General features: G+C 61.0%; 15 protein-coding genes. 8 read left to right on the top strand and 7 right to left on the bottom strand.

Features of this window, described 5'->3' with window-relative positions:
• Positions 1-40: 40 nt before the first annotated feature.
• The 6 genes from glpQ to HUU46_09735 form a co-directional block, all read right to left on the bottom strand.
• Complete coding sequence (glpQ, locus tag HUU46_09760; protein NUM53916.1) at positions 41-970, bottom strand: glycerophosphodiester phosphodiesterase; 930 nt, start codon at positions 968-970, stop codon at positions 41-43.
• 179 nt (positions 971-1,149) lie between these two features.
• Positions 1,150-2,817 carry a putative transporter gene (locus HUU46_09755; protein NUM53915.1) on the bottom strand — a complete coding sequence of 556 codons (1,668 nt, stop codon included), beginning with the start codon at positions 2,815-2,817 and terminating at the stop codon, positions 1,150-1,152.
• Between the two features lie 210 nt (positions 2,818-3,027).
• Positions 3,028-3,510, bottom strand: coding sequence for a hypothetical protein (locus tag HUU46_09750; protein ID NUM53914.1), 483 nt, complete (start codon positions 3,508-3,510; stop codon positions 3,028-3,030).
• Positions 3,511-3,677: 167 nt separating this feature from the next.
• On the bottom strand, positions 3,678-6,251 hold the full coding sequence (locus HUU46_09745; protein NUM53913.1) for an O-antigen ligase family protein: 2,574 nt from the start codon (positions 6,249-6,251) through the stop codon (positions 3,678-3,680).
• Positions 6,248-7,375, bottom strand: a complete 1,128-nt coding sequence (locus HUU46_09740) for an undecaprenyl/decaprenyl-phosphate alpha-N-acetylglucosaminyl 1-phosphate transferase (GenBank protein NUM53912.1) — start codon at positions 7,373-7,375, stop codon at positions 6,248-6,250. Before HUU46_09740 ends, HUU46_09745 begins: the two co-directional genes overlap by 4 nt.
• 168 nt (positions 7,376-7,543) lie before the next feature.
• Positions 7,544-7,819 carry a DUF433 domain-containing protein gene (locus HUU46_09735; GenBank protein NUM53911.1) on the bottom strand — a complete coding sequence of 92 codons (276 nt, stop codon included), beginning with the start codon at positions 7,817-7,819 and terminating at the stop codon, positions 7,544-7,546.
• Between the two features lie 569 nt (positions 7,820-8,388).
• On the opposite strand from HUU46_09735, the gene flgK reads away from it, so the two are divergent.
• The 5 genes from flgK to HUU46_09710 all read left to right on the top strand — a co-directional run bounded on the left by flgK (position 8,389) and on the right by HUU46_09710 (position 16,875).
• Positions 8,389-10,083, top strand: a complete 1,695-nt coding sequence (gene flgK / locus HUU46_09730; GenBank protein NUM53910.1) for a flagellar hook-associated protein FlgK — start codon at positions 8,389-8,391, stop codon at positions 10,081-10,083.
• Positions 10,084-10,317: 234 nt separating this feature from the next.
• Complete coding sequence (locus HUU46_09725; GenBank protein ID NUM53909.1) at positions 10,318-11,898, top strand: arylsulfatase; 1,581 nt, start codon at positions 10,318-10,320, stop codon at positions 11,896-11,898.
• 217 nt (positions 11,899-12,115) lie between these two features.
• Positions 12,116-13,567 carry an alkaline phosphatase D family protein gene (locus HUU46_09720; protein NUM53908.1) on the top strand — a complete coding sequence of 484 codons (1,452 nt, stop codon included), beginning with the start codon at positions 12,116-12,118 and terminating at the stop codon, positions 13,565-13,567.
• 120 nt (positions 13,568-13,687) lie between these two features.
• On the top strand, positions 13,688-15,457 hold the full coding sequence (locus HUU46_09715; GenBank protein ID NUM53907.1) for a right-handed parallel beta-helix repeat-containing protein: 1,770 nt from the start codon (positions 13,688-13,690) through the stop codon (positions 15,455-15,457).
• Positions 15,458-15,729: 272 nt separating this feature from the next.
• Complete coding sequence (locus tag HUU46_09710) at positions 15,730-16,875, top strand: DUF1593 domain-containing protein (GenBank protein ID NUM53906.1); 1,146 nt, start codon at positions 15,730-15,732, stop codon at positions 16,873-16,875.
• A gap of 27 nt (positions 16,876-16,902) precedes the next feature.
• Here the strand turns inward: HUU46_09710 and HUU46_09705 are convergent, their stop codons facing one another.
• Positions 16,903-17,373 (bottom strand): hypothetical protein, encoded by a 471-nt coding sequence (locus HUU46_09705; GenBank protein NUM53905.1) that lies wholly within the window; start codon positions 17,371-17,373, stop codon positions 16,903-16,905.
• Between the two features lie 1,081 nt (positions 17,374-18,454).
• On the opposite strand from HUU46_09705, the gene HUU46_09700 reads away from it, so the two are divergent.
• From HUU46_09700 to HUU46_09690, 3 genes are all read left to right on the top strand, one after another.
• Entirely contained in the window at positions 18,455-19,477 is a 1,023-nt protein-coding gene (locus HUU46_09700; GenBank protein ID NUM53904.1) for a PD40 domain-containing protein, read from the top strand.
• Complete coding sequence (locus HUU46_09695) at positions 19,474-20,454, top strand: hypothetical protein (protein NUM53903.1); 981 nt, start codon at positions 19,474-19,476, stop codon at positions 20,452-20,454. The genes HUU46_09700 and HUU46_09695 overlap by 4 nt, the downstream gene beginning before the upstream one ends.
• 61 nt (positions 20,455-20,515) lie before the next feature.
• A complete protein-coding gene (locus HUU46_09690; GenBank protein ID NUM53902.1) occupies positions 20,516-21,568 on the top strand; it encodes a DUF1624 domain-containing protein in 1,053 nt (350 codons plus the stop codon).
• Positions 21,569-21,775 lie beyond the last annotated feature (207 nt).

Genomic DNA, 21,775 nt, shown 5'->3' with positions numbered 1-21,775 from the left:
CGTTTCCCCCAGAATGCACCGAACCCGATAGGGGCCCCGTCTATTTCGCCGGCCGCTTCAGGAATTGAATCGCCAAATCCGCGTGATCGGTGAAAAGTCCATCCACACCGTACACATTGTAGAACTGATTCGCGGCATTGTCGAATGCGGTGTACTTCGGCGGCAGCGAATCCTTCCGCAGCGTGTAGGGATGGACAAGCAATTTCGCTGCGTGTGCGCGCGCGACGAGGTCGGGGGATTTCTCAACGGTGCCGATATCGGGACCGATGCCGTTGGCGTATGTGGCGATTTCCGCGAGTCCCTCGTTGGTCATCATCGGCGCAAACTCTCTTTGACCACCCATGAGTTGAATCTGCGGCAAGTCAGACTTCAGGTCGGCGCGCATGCGCTTCAAAGGACTCGGCTCGAAACACTGTACGAAGATTTTTGCGTCCTCGCCGGAGTAGCCGTACTGCGTCACGAGTTCGAGAAACGCCTCTTCCATCGGCAGGCCGTTGTCGCGATGCCACGCCGGTTCCTTTAACTCGGGATAGATTCCCGCTTCGCGGCCCGTTGTCTTGTTGAGTCCCTGCACGAGTTCGATCATCTCCGCAAACGCAGGCACCTGGAATGACGATTTGTCCTGCGGGAACCGGTTCTTCAACCGCTCGTGCGCGCCGAGTTGCTTGATCTCCGCGAGCGTGAAGTCCGCCGCATACCACTTGCCGTCCGCTCGCTTGCGATCCGGAAACACCTGCTCGACGTTTGTTGTTCCTTCGAGATGAATGTCGTGCAGGCAGATGAAGACTTTGTCCTTCGTCAGCACGACGTCCGGCTCGATGTAGTCCGCGCCCATTGCATGCGCCATCGCATACGCCTCGAGCGTGTGCTCCGGCACATACCCCGACGCGCCCCTATGCGCGATGACGATCTTCGATTGGGCAACCGCGCTGACCGCGACAGCGGCCGCTATGAGAATGCGTACAATCATGAGTGTCTCCTTCTGTGCGGAATTCTGCCAAAGCAGTGGGAAGGAATGCGACACGGTGAGCGCGCGGTAACATCCCCCTAAATCCCCCTTCAAAGGGGGACTTTAAGAATTGGCGAACGACGTCATTTGCGCCGCATTAAGTCCCCCTTTGAAGGGGGATTTAGGGGGAAGTCTCCTTGTCATCCCGCAGCCACCAAAACAATAATCTGCGCCGTGACAATGCGCGCGACCATCGTAAGCGGATATACGGCGGCATACGAGACCGTCGGCGCGTCGGATGCGGTTACGTTTGTCGCGAATGCCAGCGCGGGTGGATCGGTCATGCTGCCCGCAAGCAGCCCGCAGACGGACAAGTAATTCAGCTTCATCACGCGGCGCGCGATGGCGCCCGCGACGATTATCGGAACGAAGGTGACGCACGCGCCGAGCGCGACGCAGACCGCGCCTTCCGTGCTGAAGAGCGTCGCTACGAAGTGTTCGCCGGATTTCAGTCCCACGCACGCGAGGAAGATTACGATGCCCAATTCGCGCAAGACGAACGATGCGCTTTCGGGCAGGTACCACACGAGCGGTCCGACGCGCTGAACCTGGCTTAACAGAATCGCGGTTATCAACGGGCCGCCCGCAAGCCCGAGCTTTACCGGTGCGGGCACGCCCGGCACGTCAATCGGGATGCTGCCGACGGCCACACCGATTACGATGCCGAGAAACAACGGAATCAGATCGGGATGGCTCAGGGCGCGAGCGGAATTGCCGAGGATTTGCGCTGCGTTGTCGAGACCCGCCGCCTCGCCCACGGCGATCGCGCGGTCGCCGTATTGTAGCCGCAGGGCCGCGCTCACGGGCAGTTCGACACCCGCGCGCGACACCCGTGTGATCTGCACGCCGTACCGCGCGCGCAGCCCCAGTTCCATCACGGTCTTACCGAGCACACTCTTCTTTGTGACAATCAGTCGACGGCTCTCGATTGCGCTGGGCGCGTCGCGCAGATCGATGTCCGCCTTCGGCCCGACCAACAGGCGCAGTGCGTGCAGCTTTGGCCGCGGCCCTACCGCGAGCACGATGTCGCCGGCGTGCAACACGGTCTCCGGCGTGGCGACGTGCTGTTCGCCGTTGTGTTGCACGCGCGAGATGATCACGCCCGATTCCTCGAACAGGGAAATCTCGCCCAGCGCGCGGCCTTCCAATGCCGCGTTTGCGACGCACAGGTTCACGCGCTCCAACACTTCGGTATGTTCGGCGTTGCGCCGTTCGAGGTCCGCCTTCTCCGCGGCCACGTCGACGCGAAAGAGGGACCGCAACAGCAGCATCGCGAGGATGATTCCGATGACGCCGAACGGATACGCCACCGCGTATGCCACGCCCGGCAACGCCGCGGCGTCGGGCGTAGCTCCCATGTCCGCGAGCGCGGACTGCGCCGCGGCGAGGCTCGGGGTATTCGTCGTCGCGCCGGCGAGCGTACCGACGGCGGCCGGTATCTCGAGACCGGCGAGCCACGCGCCGCCGACCGCGATGATTGCGCCCATGACGACGACACCCGCGGCGAGCGCGTTGAGCGCCAGGCCTTCGCGGCGCAGCGCTGCGGAGAACCCCGGGCCGACCTGCAACCCAATGGCGAAGACGAAGAGGATGAGACCGAGTTCGCGCGCGAAGTCCAGGACGACGCGATCGAGCTTCATGCCGAAATGGCCAAAGAGAAGCCCCGCGAATAACACGCCCGCGACGCCGAGACCGATGCCGCGCACGCGCACGCCGCCCAACGCAAGCCCCAGCGCGATGACCGCGCCGAGTGTGATGACGGAGCCCGCTGCAGTGCCGTCTCGGGCGAGATCAATGAGCCAGTCCACGGGGTGGGATCGTGGTGGGGGTGACGGGAGCAATGGGAGCTATGGGAAGTATGGGAGTCATGGGACGTCTGCAACGTGTTTCCCTTCGTGCTCATAATCGTAATCGATCTTTCGACTTCAGTTTCCACCGTGAACCAGTGCATAAATTGTCGCGCCCATTTATTTCATATTCAAGAATTCGGTAGGGTGGTCTAGGCAAAACCGCCGTGCTCATGCGCCGCGATTGCGCACCAACTCGATCGCGGCATGCAGCAACTCCGGCGACTGCGACCCGATCACGTACCGGCGCGAGTCCGTCTCGATCATCACGCCGCGGTTGCCGCGTGCGTTCCAGAACGTCGCGAATCGCCCGTCGAACCGCCCGAATCGAAGGCCCCATCCGCCCGCGTCGAGCAGCGGACGATAGGTGACCACGCGCGCTTCGCGAATGCGGCCGGCGCCAATGCGAGTCCAGAAGATCGGGATTGGCCACCCGAGACGGACATATACGCCATCTCGGCTGACGGTCGTCCGCAGAACAAGCACATCCCACAAGAACGCGCACAGTACTGCGACAACGATCACTGTTGCGATGGGTACCGGGTTGGCGTTGGGTGTGTTTGCCGCGATGACCAGTCCGGCAAGACTGATGCACGTAACCGCTATCGCCACAAGATACACCCACAGCGCGAACCGTTGGTCTTCCGTATACATCGTCTTAGTCGCAACCTATTTCAGGCTTTTGGTCCGTTGGAGTCCGTTGATTGCTTCCATAGATTAGCGCAATTCAGAAATTTATGTGGCTACGGGAGCGGGAATGCGTCGGACTCGAAGTGAAATGCTCGATTACGAAGCACGAGCGCGAGAAGGCGGTGGAACGATCATCCCCTGCCGAGGGCGATCTTCTGTATTTGCGCGTCGAGGTCGTCGGCGTGTTTGTTGGCGCGGTCGCCTTCGTCGATGAGCTTCTGGCCGGGTTCGGAGTCGCCGGCGTCAAGGCGGGACTTGCCGTACTCGATGCACTTGGCGGCATATTCGCGCCAGACGACGGGCTTGACGGGATAGATTTCGGTGCGGATGCGCCAATTCTCGATGGCGCGGTCGTAGTACTCGAGCTGCTTCGTGGACGTCTCGAGTTCGGCGCGGCTCCAGAGCGCTTTTGCAAGGGCATCGTAGTAGGCGGTCTGAAGCGGGCTGCGTTCGATACATACCTCGCACCAGCGGATCGTTTCGTCCGACGCGCGAATCCGCTCGCTTTGGTCGGGGGCGTATTCGCGCAGTTTGTCGTACCACTGGACGATGTGCGCGCTGACGTCGGGGTCGTGCGGATACGCGGCGTCGGCCTCTTCGCAGCGCGCGATCCATTTTGGAATTGCGTCGAGCACGGCCTTGTGCACGGCGGGCCGCGACTCGGGCGGCATGTAGCGGCGCGCTTCGGGGTGCGACTCTTCACCGGGTTGCGCGCGGCGACGCGATTGCGGGCCGTTCGGCATCATCACGATTCCCATCGTGTCTCGCGCGGCGGCGTCGTCGACGAGTAGTGCGACAGTCTGTTCCTTCATCTCAAACGGAATCGAAAGATTGCGCCTGCCCTGATCGTCGCCCAGCAGGAGTTCGGCAGCGATGAGCCGGACGCGGCGGGTTTCTTCGCGGCCCAGCGCGGCGTCGGCCTTCGAGACGCGGCTGCCCGCGTATGCGGTCCACGCGACGAGCGCGAGCACGGCTACGGCGAGGACGCGACCGCGCGGGCTGGCGTTGGTTGAGGAGTCCGGCATGAATGCGAAGGAGACCCCCGCCAATGCGACCGCAAGCGTGGCGAGGCTCGCGTTGAAGAAATTGAAATCGACGAACGAGTGCAGCAGAAAGCCGATGACACCGGCGAAGGTTCCCGCGCGGAACCACCGCATCGCGCGGTCGGTTTCGCGGAGAATGCTGCGCGCGTTCGACACGGCGAAGTATCCCCAGAACCCGAGGAACGCGAGCAGGCCGAAGATGCCGGTTTCGCTGGCGCACTGTAGATAATCGTTGTGCGCGTACTTTACGTCGCCTGCGCCGAGAACCTGGTAGTGCGGATAGGCGGTCGGGAAATTGTCCAGACCGACGCCGGTGACTGGGTGCGCGGCGAACATGCGCAGGCCGGATATCCAGTAGCCCAGGCGCAAGAGCGCGGTGTTTGGATCGGTCATGGCGTCCCACGACGGATTGACGCCTTCGACCGTGAGGTTCTTCATGTTCGGCCCGGACTGTTCGCGTTGCGGCGCGTTTGGCGGAGTGCCTTGTTGGGCGACGGCGAGGTGCGCGAGCGGCAACATGGAGGCGAGAACGAGCAGTATGGCGACGGTGTGTTGCGCGGCCTGTATTTGAATGGCGGGTTTGCGTTGCACCATGAGCAACACAAGGACGATGAGCGCCCCGCCGCAGGCGAGCATTCCGCCGCGCGAATACGTCGCGCCGAGGCCGTAAACGGCGGTGAGGCCGAAGAGCGTGGAGACGATCATGGACACGGCGAACATGAGCGCGCTCGCGCCGTAGCGCGAGGCGAACACCCACGCGGCGATCGTGATTGCGGAGGGCAGTGCGGCGCAATAGAACATCCAGCGCGCCATGTGCGCGCCCATGTCCGCCGTCGGGCCATACGAGACGGTGAAGTAGATGATGTAATAGAGCGTGATGCCGACGAATGCGGCCGCACCGACGAGCAACGTCGCGAAAAGTACGCGGGTGCGTTCGGTCACGGATTCGGGCGCGACTTTCCCTGTTTCGCGCGCGCGCGACAGCGTTTCGCTCAGGCGCAAGTAGAGCCCGTTGGTGGCGGCGATGCCGAGCGGAACGCCGGTGAGGAGCCAGCAGGCGAGGGCGTTGGCGAACAGCATTGAACCGTATGCGCGGTTGCTTTCCAACCGCGCGGCGAGTTCCGCGGTGATGGAGTGGGCGTCGAAATACGTTTGCAGGAGTGTGGGGTCCTTCATGACGGCGGCGCGCTGCATGGGCATGACGTACATGACGTGCAGTACGGCCCACAGCGATTCCGCGATCGTGGTGATCGCGAGGAAGCCGATGACGATGGCGATGGACGTGCGCGAGCGCAGGCCGTTCGCGGCGGCACAGAAGAGGAGCAGGTGGCCGCTCCACGTAATCAGGGCGCGGTAGGTGCGGTCGTACTGGATTGTGTAGGCTGCCGTGACGATTGCGACGAGCAGAAAGAGGGCGAGCAAGGAAACGGGGAGCACAAAGCGGACCTGCATACGGCCTGTGAGCACCATGACGGCCCAGTACGCGGCGAGCGCGGCACACGCCCATGTGAAGGTGACGTTGTACTCGGGATAGGTCATGCCGTCGCGCCAGGGGCGCACGAACACGATCAAGCCGACACCGACCGCGAGGACGAGTTCCTCGATAGGCGGAAGCGATTTCAGGATGCCTTCGCGCGGCGCGGATTTTGTCGGCACGGTCATGGGGCGCGCTTCTTGCCGTTTCCGGAGTTCATGAGCAGCACGATGAGCAAGTATACGCCGACGGCCTGGGCCAGCACGATGATTGTACCGGTGAAATCGACGTGCGGTAAGAGGGCCGCGCCGAGTCCGGTGACGAGGCCGACGAGGTAAATGAACTCGACCGCCTGGCGCGGGGTCATGCCGACTTCGACGAGGCGGTGCGAGAAGTGCCGTTTGTCGCCTTTCATGATCGATTCGCCGCGCCGCCAGCGGATGTAGACGACGCTGACGGTGTCGAACACGGGCACGCTGAGGGCAAGCAGCGGCGCGGCGAGCGCAATGCGCGACGGAGTCACGTTCGCCGAGTAGAAGGTGCCGAGCACGGCGACCGTCGCGAGGATGTAGCCGCAGAACATGGCGCCGGCGTCGCCCATGAAGATTCGCGCGGGGCTGAAGTTATGGTAGAGAAAGCCGGACACTGAGCCGACGAAGACCATGAGCAGCACGCAGACAAAGGTCTGGTGCGTGGGCAGGACGCATGCGAAGAATGCGAGGCCCGCGATCGCGGAGACGCCCGCGCAGAGGCCGTCCATGTTGTCGAGGAAATTGAGTGCGTTGGTCATCATGACGATCCAGACCATGGTGACCGCGCCGGAGATAATGGGGTGCACGCCGATCACGTCGTTGAGAAAGTCGAAGCGCACGCCGCAGAGGACCAGCAACAGCGCGGAAAGAATCTGGCCGACGAGTTTTTTCTCCGGGCGCAACGCGTAGAGATCGTCAATGACGCCGACGGCAACGATGACGATGCCGCCGAGGAAGACGCCGGCAAGTTTCCAGACGGCGTCTTGTTCGGTGCCGAGGAAGGACAGCACGTTGGCCTGGAGCCAGTCCCAGTCGAGACGTTGCGCGGGCAGCAGAATAAGCATGTTGCCGACGATGACGAGGAAGAAGGTGAGGGCGATGGCGACGCCGCCGAGGAGCGGGACGGGTTCGGACTGCATCTTGCGCTCGCCGGGGTGATCGAGCACGTTCCAACGGATGGCGAGCTTGCGGACGATATGCGTGAGCACCGCAGAAAGAACGAAGGAAACCCCCAGCGCGTAGGCAAAAATCGAGTACCAATTCACCTGCCAAACCGTCATGCGGGGACCTGTACGCCTTTCGTTTGCGACTCACAAAGCGGGAGGATAATTGATACACGAACGGGGTGGAAGACTTCCAATTTGTCAATGCAGCATGCAACCTGCGGAGCGGAAACGGTTTTTGCAGCACGAGGCATGTTGGCATCAATCAGGAACCGCATGGCCGCGCTACCTGGTCGACAAGTATAACTCATCCTGCTCGACGCCATTCTCCGCGAAACACAATGCCGCGAGCATGTCCTCGCGCTTCAACTCGTAATCTTCCTGAATCTCGTCGCAGGTCATGCCGCTCGCCAGGCTTCCGAGTATAAGCGCGACGGGTAAGCGGGCGCCGCGGATCACGGGCTTTCCATGGCAGATGTCTGCATCGATTTGAATCCGGCTATCCACTACGCCGCGCCTCCAACAGTGACCTTGAGAGTCGTAGCCCGGCGTCCCGAACAGCGCAACCTACCGCGAACTAGTGTCATGAATCCCAAATTCGTTCGAAAAGTCGAGCGCCTATAGAAGTTTTGCAGGAGCTCGAATGTTCGATTACGAGTCGTCACGAACAGAGTTTACCCTGAGATTATGAAAACTTGAGCGGTGCGCTTTCAGCGCACGGCGTACGATGCGGCACCTATTCACAGTTGGCGCTGCCCCGCTCGCGAGAACTGGCTCTCTTGGGATGGTGGTACTCCCCGACGCGAAGGCGCCAGAGCCGGCGAAGGCTGTCCGTGGCCGGGTCGCCCGACACATTTTCCTCTCCTTGGGGAAAGCAATGCCGGGTGGAGCGACCCTGATTCGCGTCAAATGAGGCGTGGTTTGCAGCGCATTGGGCGAGATCGGAGGCGCGTGCAGCATACGTAAGTATAATATTCATAATTACTTATGAATGTTCAATAAAATGTTCGTTCAAACCCTTATGAAAAGACCTCAAGCCCCCAACTTTCCTCGCCGATAAATGGGTATGCGGATTGCACCGTTGGCTGCGACGGAATGCGTCCAGGGCAGTCCGCACTCGGGAGGATTCAGTGGGTAGTTTGTTCAGCGCGCTCGATATCGCGCGGTCGGGAATGGCCGCGGCGCAGATTCAGCTTGACGTGACGGGCAACAACATTGCCAACGTGAACACGCCGGGGTTCTCGCGTCAGCGCGCGCTTCTCGAGGAACGGTTCCCGGCGTTGACCGCTGTGGGGCCGATCGGGCGCGGCGTGGACGTCGCCAATATACAGCGCATCCGGGACGCCTTCCTTGACCAGGCCTACCAAGGGCAGGCGCCCAACCTGGGCAGTTCGAGTGTCCAGACGCAATATTTCAATCTGCTGGAGGACGTATTTCTCGAGCCGTCGGAGAATGGCTTTGGGTCGCGGCTCGATCGGTTCTTCGACGCGCTGAACGACTTTGCGAACAACGTCGAATCGCCCCCTGTGCGCGAGGCGCTTATCTCGGAAGCAAACGCCATGGCCGGCAGCTTGACCGGCCTCATTGGACGCTTCGATCAACTCCGCACGAACGCCAACGAGGAAGTGCGGAACCTCGTCCCCGAGATCAATTCGCTCGCGGACCGCATCGTGGACTTGAACCGCCAGATTCGGCTTGCGGAGGGGGGCGGCGCAAACGCGAGCGGCCTGCGCGACCAGCGTGGCGTGCTGGTAGACGAACTGTCGCGCATCATCAACATCAGCTCGCGCGAGGACAGCAGCGGGCAACTCCACATCCAGATTGGCGCGGACGTGCTGGTCGATTCGTCCGGCGCGCGCGACATCATCGCGTTCCGGAATCCCGCGCTAGACCCGGAACGCAACGATCTCGTCGAGCTGCGGTTCGCGGACAACAACGCGCTGGTGGACGTCACCAATGGCGAAGTTTTCGGCGCGCTGCACATCCGCGATACGGTCATTCCCGGGCTGGATGACGAGATCGATCAGATCGCCGCGGCGCTGATCGAACAGATTAACCGCATTCATAGCCAGGGCAACGGCACGCAGAACTTGTCCGGCACGATCACGAGCACGAATAACGTGACCGGCGCGGGCACGGCGCTGGTCTCGGCGGGGCTTCCGTTCACCGTCACGCCCGGCACCTTCGACGTCGTCGTCTACGACAACACGGGCGCGCCCACGACGACGACGATTACGATCACGGCGACAACGACGCTCAACGATCTGGCGACGGCGTTGAACGCGGTCCCGAATTTCTCCGCGAGCGTTTCCGGGCAGCAGATTAGCCTCGGCGCGAACGCGGGCTTCACGTTCTCGTTCGCGAACGATTCCACCAACGTGCTCCCGGCACTGGGCATCAACGGATTCTTCACCGGGCGCGACGCGCGCAGCATCGGCGTGAATCCCGACCTCGAAGCGAACCCGGATTGGATCACGTCGTCGTTCAGCGACGATGTGTTGAATACCGGCGACAACGAAGCGGCGTTACAGATGGCGGCGTTGCGCACCGCGCTCGTGCTCGATAGCGGCACGGCGACGATCAGCGACTTTTATCAATCAACCGTAGCTGGACTGGGGATTGACTCGCGCGCAGCGAACGACAGTCTGGCAGTCGACGAGCAGTTCCTGCTGAATCTAGAGGCGCGGCGGCAGGAAGTGTCCGGCGTGAACCTCGACGAGGAAGTCACAAACCTGCTGCTGTATCAACGCGCCTACGAGGCGTCCGCGCGCGTCATCACGGTGACGGACCGGATGCTCGACGCGCTGTTCAGTATCGCGCAGTAATTGGACATTCCAGGGCAGTTCATCTTCGTGCTCGTGCTCGTAATCGTGCTCGTAATCGAGGGTTCGGTCATACCACGGCATTCGGAGGTAAGAGCAAAGCGGAGCTTTTCAAGAGCGCGTTACCAAGCAGAGCTTGGTAACGAGGCAATTATGAGCACGAAGAGAACGTTAATTACGTGTTTGAGTTGAAGTGCGTGTATGCTGGCGCCCACCGGATAGTGGGGAGGGCGACCCATGATCACGCGCAGACAGTTTATCGGACGTAGTGCGGGCATCGCGGCGGCGACGGCGTTGGGACTGACGACTGATGGGGCGCAAGCGAGATCGACGCGCCCGAACATCGTCATCATCATGGCGGACGACATGGGCTTTTCCGATCTCGGGTGCTACGGGTCGGAAATCCATACTCCTAACCTCGACCGCATGGCGTCCGAGGGGTTGCGTTTCACGCAGGCGTACAACTCGGCACGGTGCTGTCCCACTCGCGCGGCGCTATTAACGGGCCTCTATCCGCATCAGGCCGGCATGGGCGGTATGGTCAGCTTTCCGGAACAGAACCGTCCGCAGGGTCCGTATCAAGGATATCTCAACAAGAACTGCGCGACGATTGCCGAGTTGCTGCGCCCCGCGGGATACAGGACGTACATGTCGGGCAAGTGGCACGTGGGCGAGGCGCCGGACCACTGGCCACGCAAACGCGGGTTCGATCGCTACTTTGGAATCGTCAGCGGCGGCAGCAGCTATTGGAAGCTCGACACGGAAGGCCCGCGCAAACGCGTGATGGCGCTCGATGACGAGTCCTACGTGCCGAGCGGCGATACGTTCTACATGACCGACGCGTTTACGGATTACGCGGTGAAGTTCGTCGAGGAACACAGCAGCGCCGAGCAGCCGTTCTTTCTCTATCTCGCGTACACCGCGCCGCATTGGCCCATTCATGCGTGGCCGGAGGATATCGAGAAGTACCGCGGCGTGTACGACATCGGCTGGGACGAACTGCGCGCGCGGCGTCACGAACGCATGATCGAACTCGGTATCGTGAACAAGAAGTGGCCGTTGTCGCCGCGCGATCCGGAAGTGCCTGCGTGGGCCGACGTATCCGATAGGGAAGACCGCGCGCTGCGCATGGCCGTGTACGCGGCTATGATCGATCGCATGGATCAGGGGATTGGCCGCGTGATGGAATCGTTGCGGAAGACGGGCGCGGACGACAACACGCTCGTGCTTTTCCTTTCCGACAACGGCGGCTGCCATGAAATGGTCCTGGACTCGCCGTTGCACACGCCCGGCACGCGCGCGGGCGAACGCGGTTCGTTCCTCGCGTATCAGCGGCCGTGGGCAAACGCGAGCAACACGCCGTTCCGCATGTTCAAGCATTGGACGCACGAAGGCGGCATCGCCACGCCGCTCATCGCGCGATGGCCGGGTGAGATTCGTCAGCACGGCGAACTCACGAAGCAGGTGGCGCATGTCACCGACCTTATGCCGACGTGTCTCGATCTCGCCGATGCGGCGTACCCGGATTCGTATGAAGGGAACTCCCTCGCGCCACTGCCCGGCAGCAGCATCGCGCCGATTCTCCGCGGTAAGAAGCGCGAGCAGCGCGAACACCTTTATTGGGAACACGAAGGCAGCAAAGCGATCCGCGAGGGCAAATGGAAGTTGGTGTCGGCGGTTAACCGCGATTGGGAACTCTTCAATCTCGAAGCAGACCGCACCGAGCTGAACGATCTCAAGCGCAAGGAACCCAGACGCGCTGAGGCGATGCTCGCGCGGTGGAATAAATGGGCCGACGCAATCGGCGCGAAACGATAGGTCGATGGTTTGGGGGTATTGCGTATTCAAGAATATAGTGGCTGCTGAATCGAGACGGTCTTCTAATGGATATCGAGAATTCGATTACGATTACGAGCACGATTACGAGCACGCGCACGAATGGGCCATGGCGTTGTATCTATTGGCATAGTTGAATCGAATTGCATAGCGAATCGGTATATTGAACGGTCGAATCTGCAGGGGAGACATGTCGATCATGCGAATCGTGCTGCTTGCTTTGTTCGTAGCTGCCGCGGCGGTCGAACACAACGGTCCGTATTTGGCGACGGGCGTCAAGATTGGCGAAGTGACGGACACGTCGGCGATCGTTTGGACGCGATTGACGTCCACTAAGGATCGCATCGCCGAAGGCGGGCCAAACCCAATCGTAAAATATCGCGATCCGCGAACCGGTGAAACCTCGGAGGAAGATACCGGCCGAAATCGTGCGCCTGTCGTTGAGTTTCCAAACGGCGTCACCGTCGACGAGTTGGACGGCGCTGCACCCGGGCATGCCGGTCAAATGCGCGTTGCATATCGTGAACAAGGGCTGCGCGAATGGACCGAAACGGGTTGGCAATCGGTCGATTCCCAACGCGATTTCACTAACCAAATCAAGCTGGAAAACCTCAAGGCGAATACGCGATACGAGCTTCGCGTCGACGCCCGGGCAATGGATGGTACGTCACCGTTGTCGTCGATTTCTGCGCGGTTCAAAACGGCCCCGGCGAAGAACGCTACGGTGCCCGTGACCTTTACGGTCACGACCGGCACGGAGTACAACGACAAGGACGCGCCGGACGGTTTCCGCATGTACGCGGCGATGCTGAAACTCAACCCCGACTTCTTCGTACACACCGGCGACATACTCTATTATGACGTTTTGGCAAAGTCGCTGCCGCTGGCGCGGTGGCACTGGCAACGCATGTACAGCCTGCCGACGAATGTCGAGTTTCACAAGCAGGTGCCGAGCTATTTCATCAAGGACGATCACGACACATGGCAAAACGATTGCTGGCCGACGATGGAGTCGAAGTTCATGGGCGACTTCACGTTTGCGCAAGGGCAGGCGGTGTTTCTCGAACAGGTGCCGATGGGCGAGAAGACGTATCGCACGGTGCGCTGGGGAAAGGACCTGCAGGTGTGGTTCGTCGAAGGGCGCGACTTCCGCAGTCCGAACGACATGCCCGACGGACCGGACAAGACGATTTGGGGCAAAGAACAGAAGGAATGGTTCAAGCGCACGGTATCAGAATCTGACGCGGCGTTTCGCGTGTTGGTGAGTCCGACGCCGATCGTTGGCCCGGATCGGTCCGCGAAGAACGACAATCACGCGAACGCGGGCTTCAAACACGAGGGTGACGAACTGCGCGCGTTTATGGCCGCACAGAGAAACATGGTCGTCGTCTGCGGGGATCGGCATTGGCAGTATGTCTCGGTCGATCCCGTCACCGGCCTGCGCGAATACTCGTGCGGCCCCGCGAGCGATGCGCATGCAGGCGGCTGGCCGAAGGACGACAAGCGGCCGGAACATAAGTATCTGAATGTCATCGGGGGATTTCTTTCCGTCACTGTCAATCGCGAAGACGAAAAGCCGGTGCTAGCCGCGCAACATTACTCGGTCGACGGCATTATGTTAAACGAAGACCGATTTGATACCGGGCAGTAAGGGCGCATCGAATTCGCGCGACGAAAGAGAATAGTCAGCGGTGGTGCGCGCGAACCAATGCTTTGTCGGATGCGATACTGCTACCGGTGCCAGTCCCCAAGGACGCGGAGGGGTACGATAATGAAAGCGTTCCGAATGCCGAGCACTGTCGCGTGGTGGTTCATGGCGGCACTTTGTGCGTACGCCGCGACCGAGAACGTTGTCGCGACAATCCAGCCTGAGCCGGACGGCGTAGCGCAACTCCGCAACGCCCTCGAGGCCATTCGCACGAACAATACCGACATGCAAGGCGACATCATCATTGAGATTGCCGACGGCACGCTCTCCATCGACACGCCGTTTTTGCTTGACGAGTCCTGCAGCGGCGCGAACGGCCACAACGTCATCTTCCGCGCGGCTTCCGGCGCGAAGCCGGTGATCAGCCGCGGTACGAGAATCGAGAATTGGACGGAGGACGAGCACGGGCGCTGGCGCGCGCCCCTCAACGGCAAACGCGTTCGGCAACTGTTCGTCAATGATGTTCGGGCACAACGCGCGCGCGGCCCCTTCCCAGAAGGCGCGGAGCGCTACGGCAATCTCAAAGCGATTGACGCAGATGCGGGTTTCATCGTCCCGAATGGAGAAATGGCGCAGTGGAGGAATCCTTCCGAGATTGTGTTCGGCTTCTTCAATTCGTGGTCGCACATGACGTGCGACGTTGCCGCGATCGCCGCCGATCCCGATGGTCGCGCCCGCGTTCGCATGCGAATGCCCGCGTTCATGCTGATGTCCCGCAAAGAGGGCGTGCGCGCGGAAATGCCCGCGTATATCGAGAACGCGATCGAAGTGCTCGACGAACCGGGCGAGTGGTACGCCGATGCGTCCACAGGCGCAGTGTATTACATGCCGCGCGCCGGCGAAGACATGACCTCGGCAAGCGCCGTGATCACCGGCAACGACGAACTGCTGCATATCGGCGGGCGGTCGGATGAGCGCGCGCATCATATTCGTTTCGAGGGCATCACGTTCGCGGAAGCCGCGGCGAACGATCCCGATACCGGCGGTCACGCCGACGTGCAGGCGAACTTCGTCATCACCACGGAGAACAGTTACGAGCGCGACGGCTATCTGGTCAATCTTCACAACGAATACATCAAACCGCGCGCGGCCATTGTTGTCGGCGCCGCGAGCGACATCGTATTCGACGGTTGCACGTTCACGCGCATCGGCGGCGCGGCGCTCAATCTCGACGCCGCGCAGAAAGCAAGCGATGTCGCGACGCAGGATGTGACGATTCGCAACTGCACGTTTTTCGATATCGGGGGCAGTGCGATACAAGTCGGCGACGTGAATCGGTATGCGCACCATCCGCTGGACGACGAACACGTTGTGCGCAACATCCGCATCGAGAATTGCAGGATTCACAATATCGGCAGCGAGTACGAGGACAGCGTCGCCGTCTTCGCCGGCTACGTGCAAAAAGTCGAGATCATCGGAAATGAAATGCACGATCTTCCATACAGCGGGATTTCTATCGGTTGGGGATGGGGCGAGGAAGACGCGGGCGGCTCGACGTATCCGATTCCATACATCTACGAATCGCCGACGCCCGCAAGCGACAACCGCATCGCGAACAACCACATATATCGCGTGATGCAGAAACGTCTTGACGGCGGGGGCATCTACACGTTGGGCAACCAGCCTGGTACAATCATCGAGGGAAATCACATTCACGACAACAAGGGCTGGCCGGGCGGGATTTATTTGGATGAAGGCAGCGGTTTCATCGAAGTGCGCAACAACCGCGTCTACAACGTGCCCACTCCCATGAACTTCAACAACCGCAACCAGGACCGTATCGAGACGTGCAACGTGCACGACAACGACTTTGCGGAGCCGCAGGCAAAATGAGTTTGCGATTGGCAGTGTAAGAGCAATTTGAGATATGTCGTAGCCGTCATGTCCCGTAGGATTCGCTGCAAATCGAGTGCGCGATTACGATTACGAGCACGAGCACGAGCACGAGCACGAGCACGAAAATTCAACTGCGTAGCGTCTCAATTCATTCTAATCTACCCCGCACGTTTCGCATAGTATGAGCAGGAGGCGACGCGAACAATGCAAAAGTATATGTGGTGGGATGAAGATGTGCCGGTACCGATGTCGCGCTGGGAGTTCATTGTATGGATTCTGCAAAACCCAATCGAGTTTTTGCTGAGACTGATCGAGTTGATACGCAACCCTTATTTTATTGCATACTGAATAGCCGGGGGCGCGCGAACGCAACAAGGCGCTTGGTTTCAGATTGGGACGGAAGACGTGTTCGCCGCGCGTCGCCGCTCCGTTACGTCGCCGCCGCGTGCGCACTTTGGGTCGTCGCGTGTGCGGCACACGCCGGCGTCCTTCCGATCCTCAAACGTGGCGCAGTGAACGGCGATCGTTGCCGCGTTATCGTGTCGACCGACATCGGCGGATCGGACCCCGACGACTTTCAATCGATGGTCCACTTTCTCGTATACGCGGACCTGTTCGACGTGGAGGGCCTGATTTCGTCGCCGCCGAAACAAGGCCGCGCCACGCACATCCACAAGACCGTCGATGCTTACGAACGAGACTACCCAAACCTCGTTCAATGGTCGACCGCGTATCCGTCGCCGGGCCAATTGCGCGCGGTCGTCAAACAAGGCGCGATCGATCCGGCGCCGGAACAAGGCTTTAGTCAACCGACCGAAGGCTCGCGATGGATTGCAGCGCGCGCCGGTGCGGGCGACGCGCGCCCGCTCTACGTGCTTGTGTGGGGATCGATCACGGACGTCGCACAGGCGGTACACGACGATCCGGCCATCAAACGCAATCTGCGCGTTTACTCGATCGGGTCGTGGAACACGTCCAACGATCGCGCTGCCCGCGACTACCTCTTTCGCGAGCACATCGATCTCTGGTGGATCGAATCCGACACGACGTTTCGCGGCATGTACGTGGGCGGCAATCAGGAGGGCGAGTGGGGCAACAAAAGTTTCCTCGAAACGCATGTGCGCGGACACGGCGCGCTCGGCGATTTTCTCGTCACAAAACTCGGGGCGATCAAGATGGGCGATTCGCCGTCCGTGTTGTATCTGCTCTCGGGCGATCCCAACGATCCTGCCGCGCCGCATTGGGGCGGCAGTTTCGTGAAGACGGACCACGGTCCGAACTACTGGACCGATTCGCAGGACGCCGCGTTGCAGGAGGGGAAATATCCGGGCGCGAAAACCGTAAACGCGTGGCGCGAACGATTCCTGACGGATTGGCGCGATCGCATGGATCGCGCCGCCGGGAGAGCGCGATGAACCGGTCCGGCGCGCAGAGAACGTGCGTTACGGTTCGCGCGCGGCCGCGTTAATCGAACCGATCGAGATTTGGATTGCTTCGGTTTCGAGGTCCGAGCGGACGCGCACTTTCGCGTTCAGGCCGGCAGTCCGCAGCCACTTGACGACCGACGTGATTTCTTCCGCGTGAAGCGCGCTGGACTTCGTCAGGATCTTGATCCCTGGCGCATTCTTCGACTCGGGAGTCACAGTCACGTTCCAACCGGCCTCGGCCATCGCCTTGCCGAACTCCTTCGCGAACCAGTGCGCCTCCGGATCGTAGACGTTGTACGTGATGTCCGCGGGGCAATACTCGAATTGTTTCATTTGATCAATGAAGTTCGAGCGCACGCGCCCGACGAGTTTCCACTCTCTTGCGGCGCTTTTTCCAGATGCAGCGCGCCGCGCGGGGCCCGCGTTATCGGCGGCGGTCCCGGCGCCCCCGCCACGAGACATTGACGCGTCACTTTGCTGAATCATCGTCCGCACATCACCCATTTACACGCACAAGACACACACAACGCGGCGATATTTTACCACACGAATTCGGGTTGTGGCGTGGCCTTTTCGCGAATCGCGAGGGCGAGACTACGCAGAATTATCCGTTTGAATACAATGCGAACTCTTGCTGTCCCAACGTGTTTGCGGAGGGCAGAACTCCGTGGTTCCGTTTCAACAGGTCTCGTAGAATCCGCCGATTGGCGGCGCCATGCGCGCAGGCAACGGGGGGGGCCGACGTGTGCGATCGGCTTCATTTGGCTAAGGCGTATCGGAATAATCGTCATGCCCTATTGGGTACCCAGGAACCATGAAAATGCAATCTCAGATTTGAAATCTCATATTGCACATCACCACGGGCAGGAAGACTTAGGACTCTCTAACATTAATGCCGAAACCCCTTCAGGTACATTCCCCGATGGGGGGTGGTTGGCACCCAGGGTAGCCCCGCCTACGTCGGAGCGACTTCGGCGGGCCAACCCTGGGCTGCGCGCCGAAACCCCTTCGGGATAAACGCAAAGACGTCATTATAGTTAGAAGTTCTAAAGGTCTGTTTTCGACGTAGGTGCGGTGGGTATTGCTGCCGTTCGGGTGAATCACGATGGCGCGGAGGCCTCGAATGGAAACACTATCGCAGCGAAATTCCTATTGCGGAGGAGACGGTTGTGGGGCATACTGAACGGTGGCGCCGCACCGCCCGAGGAGGGTGCATGGGGCGGTTGGTAGCAGGGCGCGCCAGAATTCGGATTGCGGCAAAGCGTTACAAGGATTGGAGGAACATGCCATGTCGATCTTGGATATTCTGCTGTTGCTCATTCGCATAATCCTACGATTGCTGGGGTTGCTCGAGCCCAGGATGCTCGTCGAGATGTAACGATTCTGCCCGGCATGGAAGCTGGACGGCCCTCTTGCAGGGAGGGACAGGCACCGTGTTTCGCTTCCTCCTTCGCTAGAGCTATGGAGGACAAGCCGCAGAGCCTGAGCGAAGGACGGCGCCAGTCCCCGGCGATTACGCCCGGTGATCGCTCGTGTGCCGGAGCCGGTACATGGTAGACTCCGCCAAATGGGAATTCTGTTTCTTGTGGCGGGTCTCGCGATCGCGCAGGGTCCAAGCGGGACAGTCGCATTCGTTCAACAAACCGATGCGGGGCAGCGCGTTGTCTGCGTAGTGGATGCAGCTACCGGCGCGGTGCGCACCGTGGGCGCGGGCCCGTGGGATGGCGCGCCCGTGTGGTCGCCGGATGGGTCAAGGTTGGCCTTTGGTTCGGAATCGGATGACGGCGCGGCGCGCATCCGAATCGTTGGCGCGGACGGCTCGGCGGGTCCCGAAATCGCGCATGCAGACCCGGTGAACTACGCGCCCGCGTGGTCGCCGGATGGCGGGAAGCTGGCGTACGGCGCCGGCACCGGGCATGCGCGGCACATTCGCGTGTACGACACCGAAACGGGGCGCGAAAACGTCTGGGGCGCACCGGGACCGCCGAACGAGACCAATCCGAGGATTGCCTTCCAGAAACCGGTGTGGCTGACAAACACGTTGATTGCCGCGGTCGGCATCCGCGATGACGAATCGGGGCGCGTCGCCGACCTCTACAAACTGGAGCAGGACAGCGTAACGCCGATGGTGGAGACGCGCGGCCTCGGCATCTACGTCGAGTGGGCGCCGACGCCGCATGCCCGCACCGGCCAGCTCGCGTACGAATCGAATGACGGCGGCGACCGCGAAATATTCGTGACTGCGCCGCAACGCCTCAACGACGTAAGCAACCATCGCGACGCGGATTGGAACCCCGTGTGGTCCGCGGATGGCGCGCGGCTTGCCTTCGAATCGTTTCGCGGCGGTTCGCGGGGTATTTACAGGACGACGCCGCAGGGAACCGTCGTTACTCCGGTCGCCGCCGATCCGGCTTACGACAACTGGTCTCCGACGTGGTCGCCGGATGGCGCATGGATCGCGTTTGTGTCCATGCGCACGGGCAAAGCGACGCTGCACGCCTGCCGCGCGGACGGATCGGACGCCCGCGCCATAACCACTCACGAGGGCGAAGACTTCGCGCCCGCGTGGCGGCCGACGCCGGCAAAATGACTTTGCGGTTGGCCGTGATAGTGATCATCGCCGGCGCCGTGGCGGGTGCGCGCACGCCAAGCGGTTCGCTGGGCGCGCTCCTTCTGCCCAATAGCACGCGGCCCGCGGTGATAGCGGCCAGCGGCGAATTCACGGTGGAAGCGCAACAGCGCGGCGACTTGCGCCTCATCGGTGAAGCCGCCGAGTTTCCGCTGTCGCCGGAATGGAAGGACACGCCCGGTGGACACACGCGCGCCGAGGTCGTCGCGCCGGGGGGCATGCCGGCCGGCGCGTACGCATTGGAATGGACGAGCGGCGACGAGGCCGACCGGAACATCCGTGCGGTGTACGTAATTGCGCCGCCGGAAACGCAGAATCCATTCTCGCAACAGTATGCGTTTGCGTGCGTATCGGTCGACGCAACCTCCGGCGAGTCGACAGTCATCGCCGACGTTGCCCAGCGCATCGACGACGCGCAGGCGCAGTTCGCCGTTGTGTTCGTACGCGGACCCGAAGACCGCTTTCCGGGGATCGTCGCGGCGCTCGATGCGTGCGCCACGCCGACGGTTGTGATCGCGGATGCGCCCGAGTCGGCGTGCCGACGCTGGTTCGGTCCCGCGACATTTTCGTTTTCATACGGGCCGGACACGTTCATCGCGCCGGCGAGCGGCCGCGCCGGGATTGGCGACGAAATCGGATCGGTAACCGGCACAATCGCGAAGCTGCGTCACGACGCAAAGACGTCGCGCTGGACAGTTGGGCTGTTCAGCGAGGCGGGCGCGCGGCTGAGTATGCGCAACGAGATTACGTTGTTTGTAGACGATACGCTGCACGCTTGCATCTACGGGTCTGCAGACGGCAAAGACCGCACCGACGCGCCAAAGGCCTGGGCGGGGTGGTTCGAACCGCCGCTGCATTTCGCCGTCATTAAGGACAGGGCAACGCTGTTCGCCGTAAACCGCAAAGAGGTAGCGCTGGTGAAACAGGGCCAGCGTTAGCAGCGCGGAACGGCTTCCGCGCATAGACCTGCGCGCGACTGCGAGAGGGGAAACAACACCGATGTCTACCGATCAGACCGGCCGCGCCGCGCCAACTGCGCGCATTGCATCGATGGACCAGATTCGCGGTTACGCGATATTCGGGATGCTGCTCGTCGATTACTTCGAGGCGTTCAAGGTCACAACAGAACAACTGCACCACCACAAAGAGTACATGACGTACGCGGACACGATCGCGCCGCTGTTTCTCTTTGTCGTGGGCATGGGCATGCGGTTATCGATGAAGCGGCGCATCGAGCAGGAGGGCGCGCAGCAGGCTCGGCGCGGCCTCTTGAAGCGTTACATGTTGCTTGTGCTCATCGCGTTCACATTGTACACAGGCTACTTGTGGGACGCGCTGATGAACATAGGTCTCGCGGGATTGATCGCGCTATGGGTTGTCGACAAGAAACCCGCCGTTCGGATTGGAGTTGGACTTGGGTTCCTCGCGGTGTATCAGGCGCTCTTTTCTTTCACAAGTTACGGCGGATGGATGACGCGCGCGATCGAATACGACGGCGAGAGCATGCCGATTATCTGGAAACTAATTCCCATCGGCACTGAACTGGTCGGTTGGCCGGGCAACGGCGGTCCGATCGGCCACTGGAGTTGGCTGTTGATGCTCATTTGCGGCACGGTCGCCTATGACATCATGTCGACGCGCGATACGAAGAAGATTGTCGTGGGCTGCCTGGCTTGGGGCGCGGCGTTGTCTATCGCGGGCTGGGCGCTGCACTGTCCATGGCCGGGTGTGAAGGAAGAATGGGTATTCTCGAAGAATTACATGACCGCGCCGTTCGCGTTGTGGGCTTCCGGACTCTCGTTTTTCACCATGCTTGCGTTTTACGTGTTGTGCGATCTGATCAAAGCGCGGTTGCCGCACTTGACCGTGTTCGGCATGAACCCGCTGGCGATCTACGTCCTGCAATGGTGCATTATGGAAACGGCGCACCGGTTCATCCCCGAGGATACGACAAACTGGTTCGGTATCATGGCCGGGTTCGCGCTGTTCTACGGCGTGTGTTACGGCGCTGCGTATTGGATGTACAGGCGAAACATCTTCATCAAACTGTAACGACCGCGACGGGCCGCGTGGTTTGATCGAAAGCTACGGCCTATAGCGCCTCTAGTTTGTATGCACCGGGGTTACATCCCCCTAAATCCCCCTTCAAAGGGGGACTTAAAGAATCGCAAAACGGCGGTATTGGTCTTGGCTTAAGTCCCCCTTTTGAAGGGGGATTTAGGGGGATGTCAAGGAGCACGTCAACTGCAAAGAATGTGT

The sequence above is a fragment of the Candidatus Hydrogenedentota bacterium genome (genome assembly GCA_013359265.1).
Classification (GTDB): domain Bacteria; phylum Hydrogenedentota; class Hydrogenedentia; order Hydrogenedentales; family SLHB01; genus JABWCD01.
This window is presented reverse-complemented; position numbering and strand designations above follow the sequence as displayed.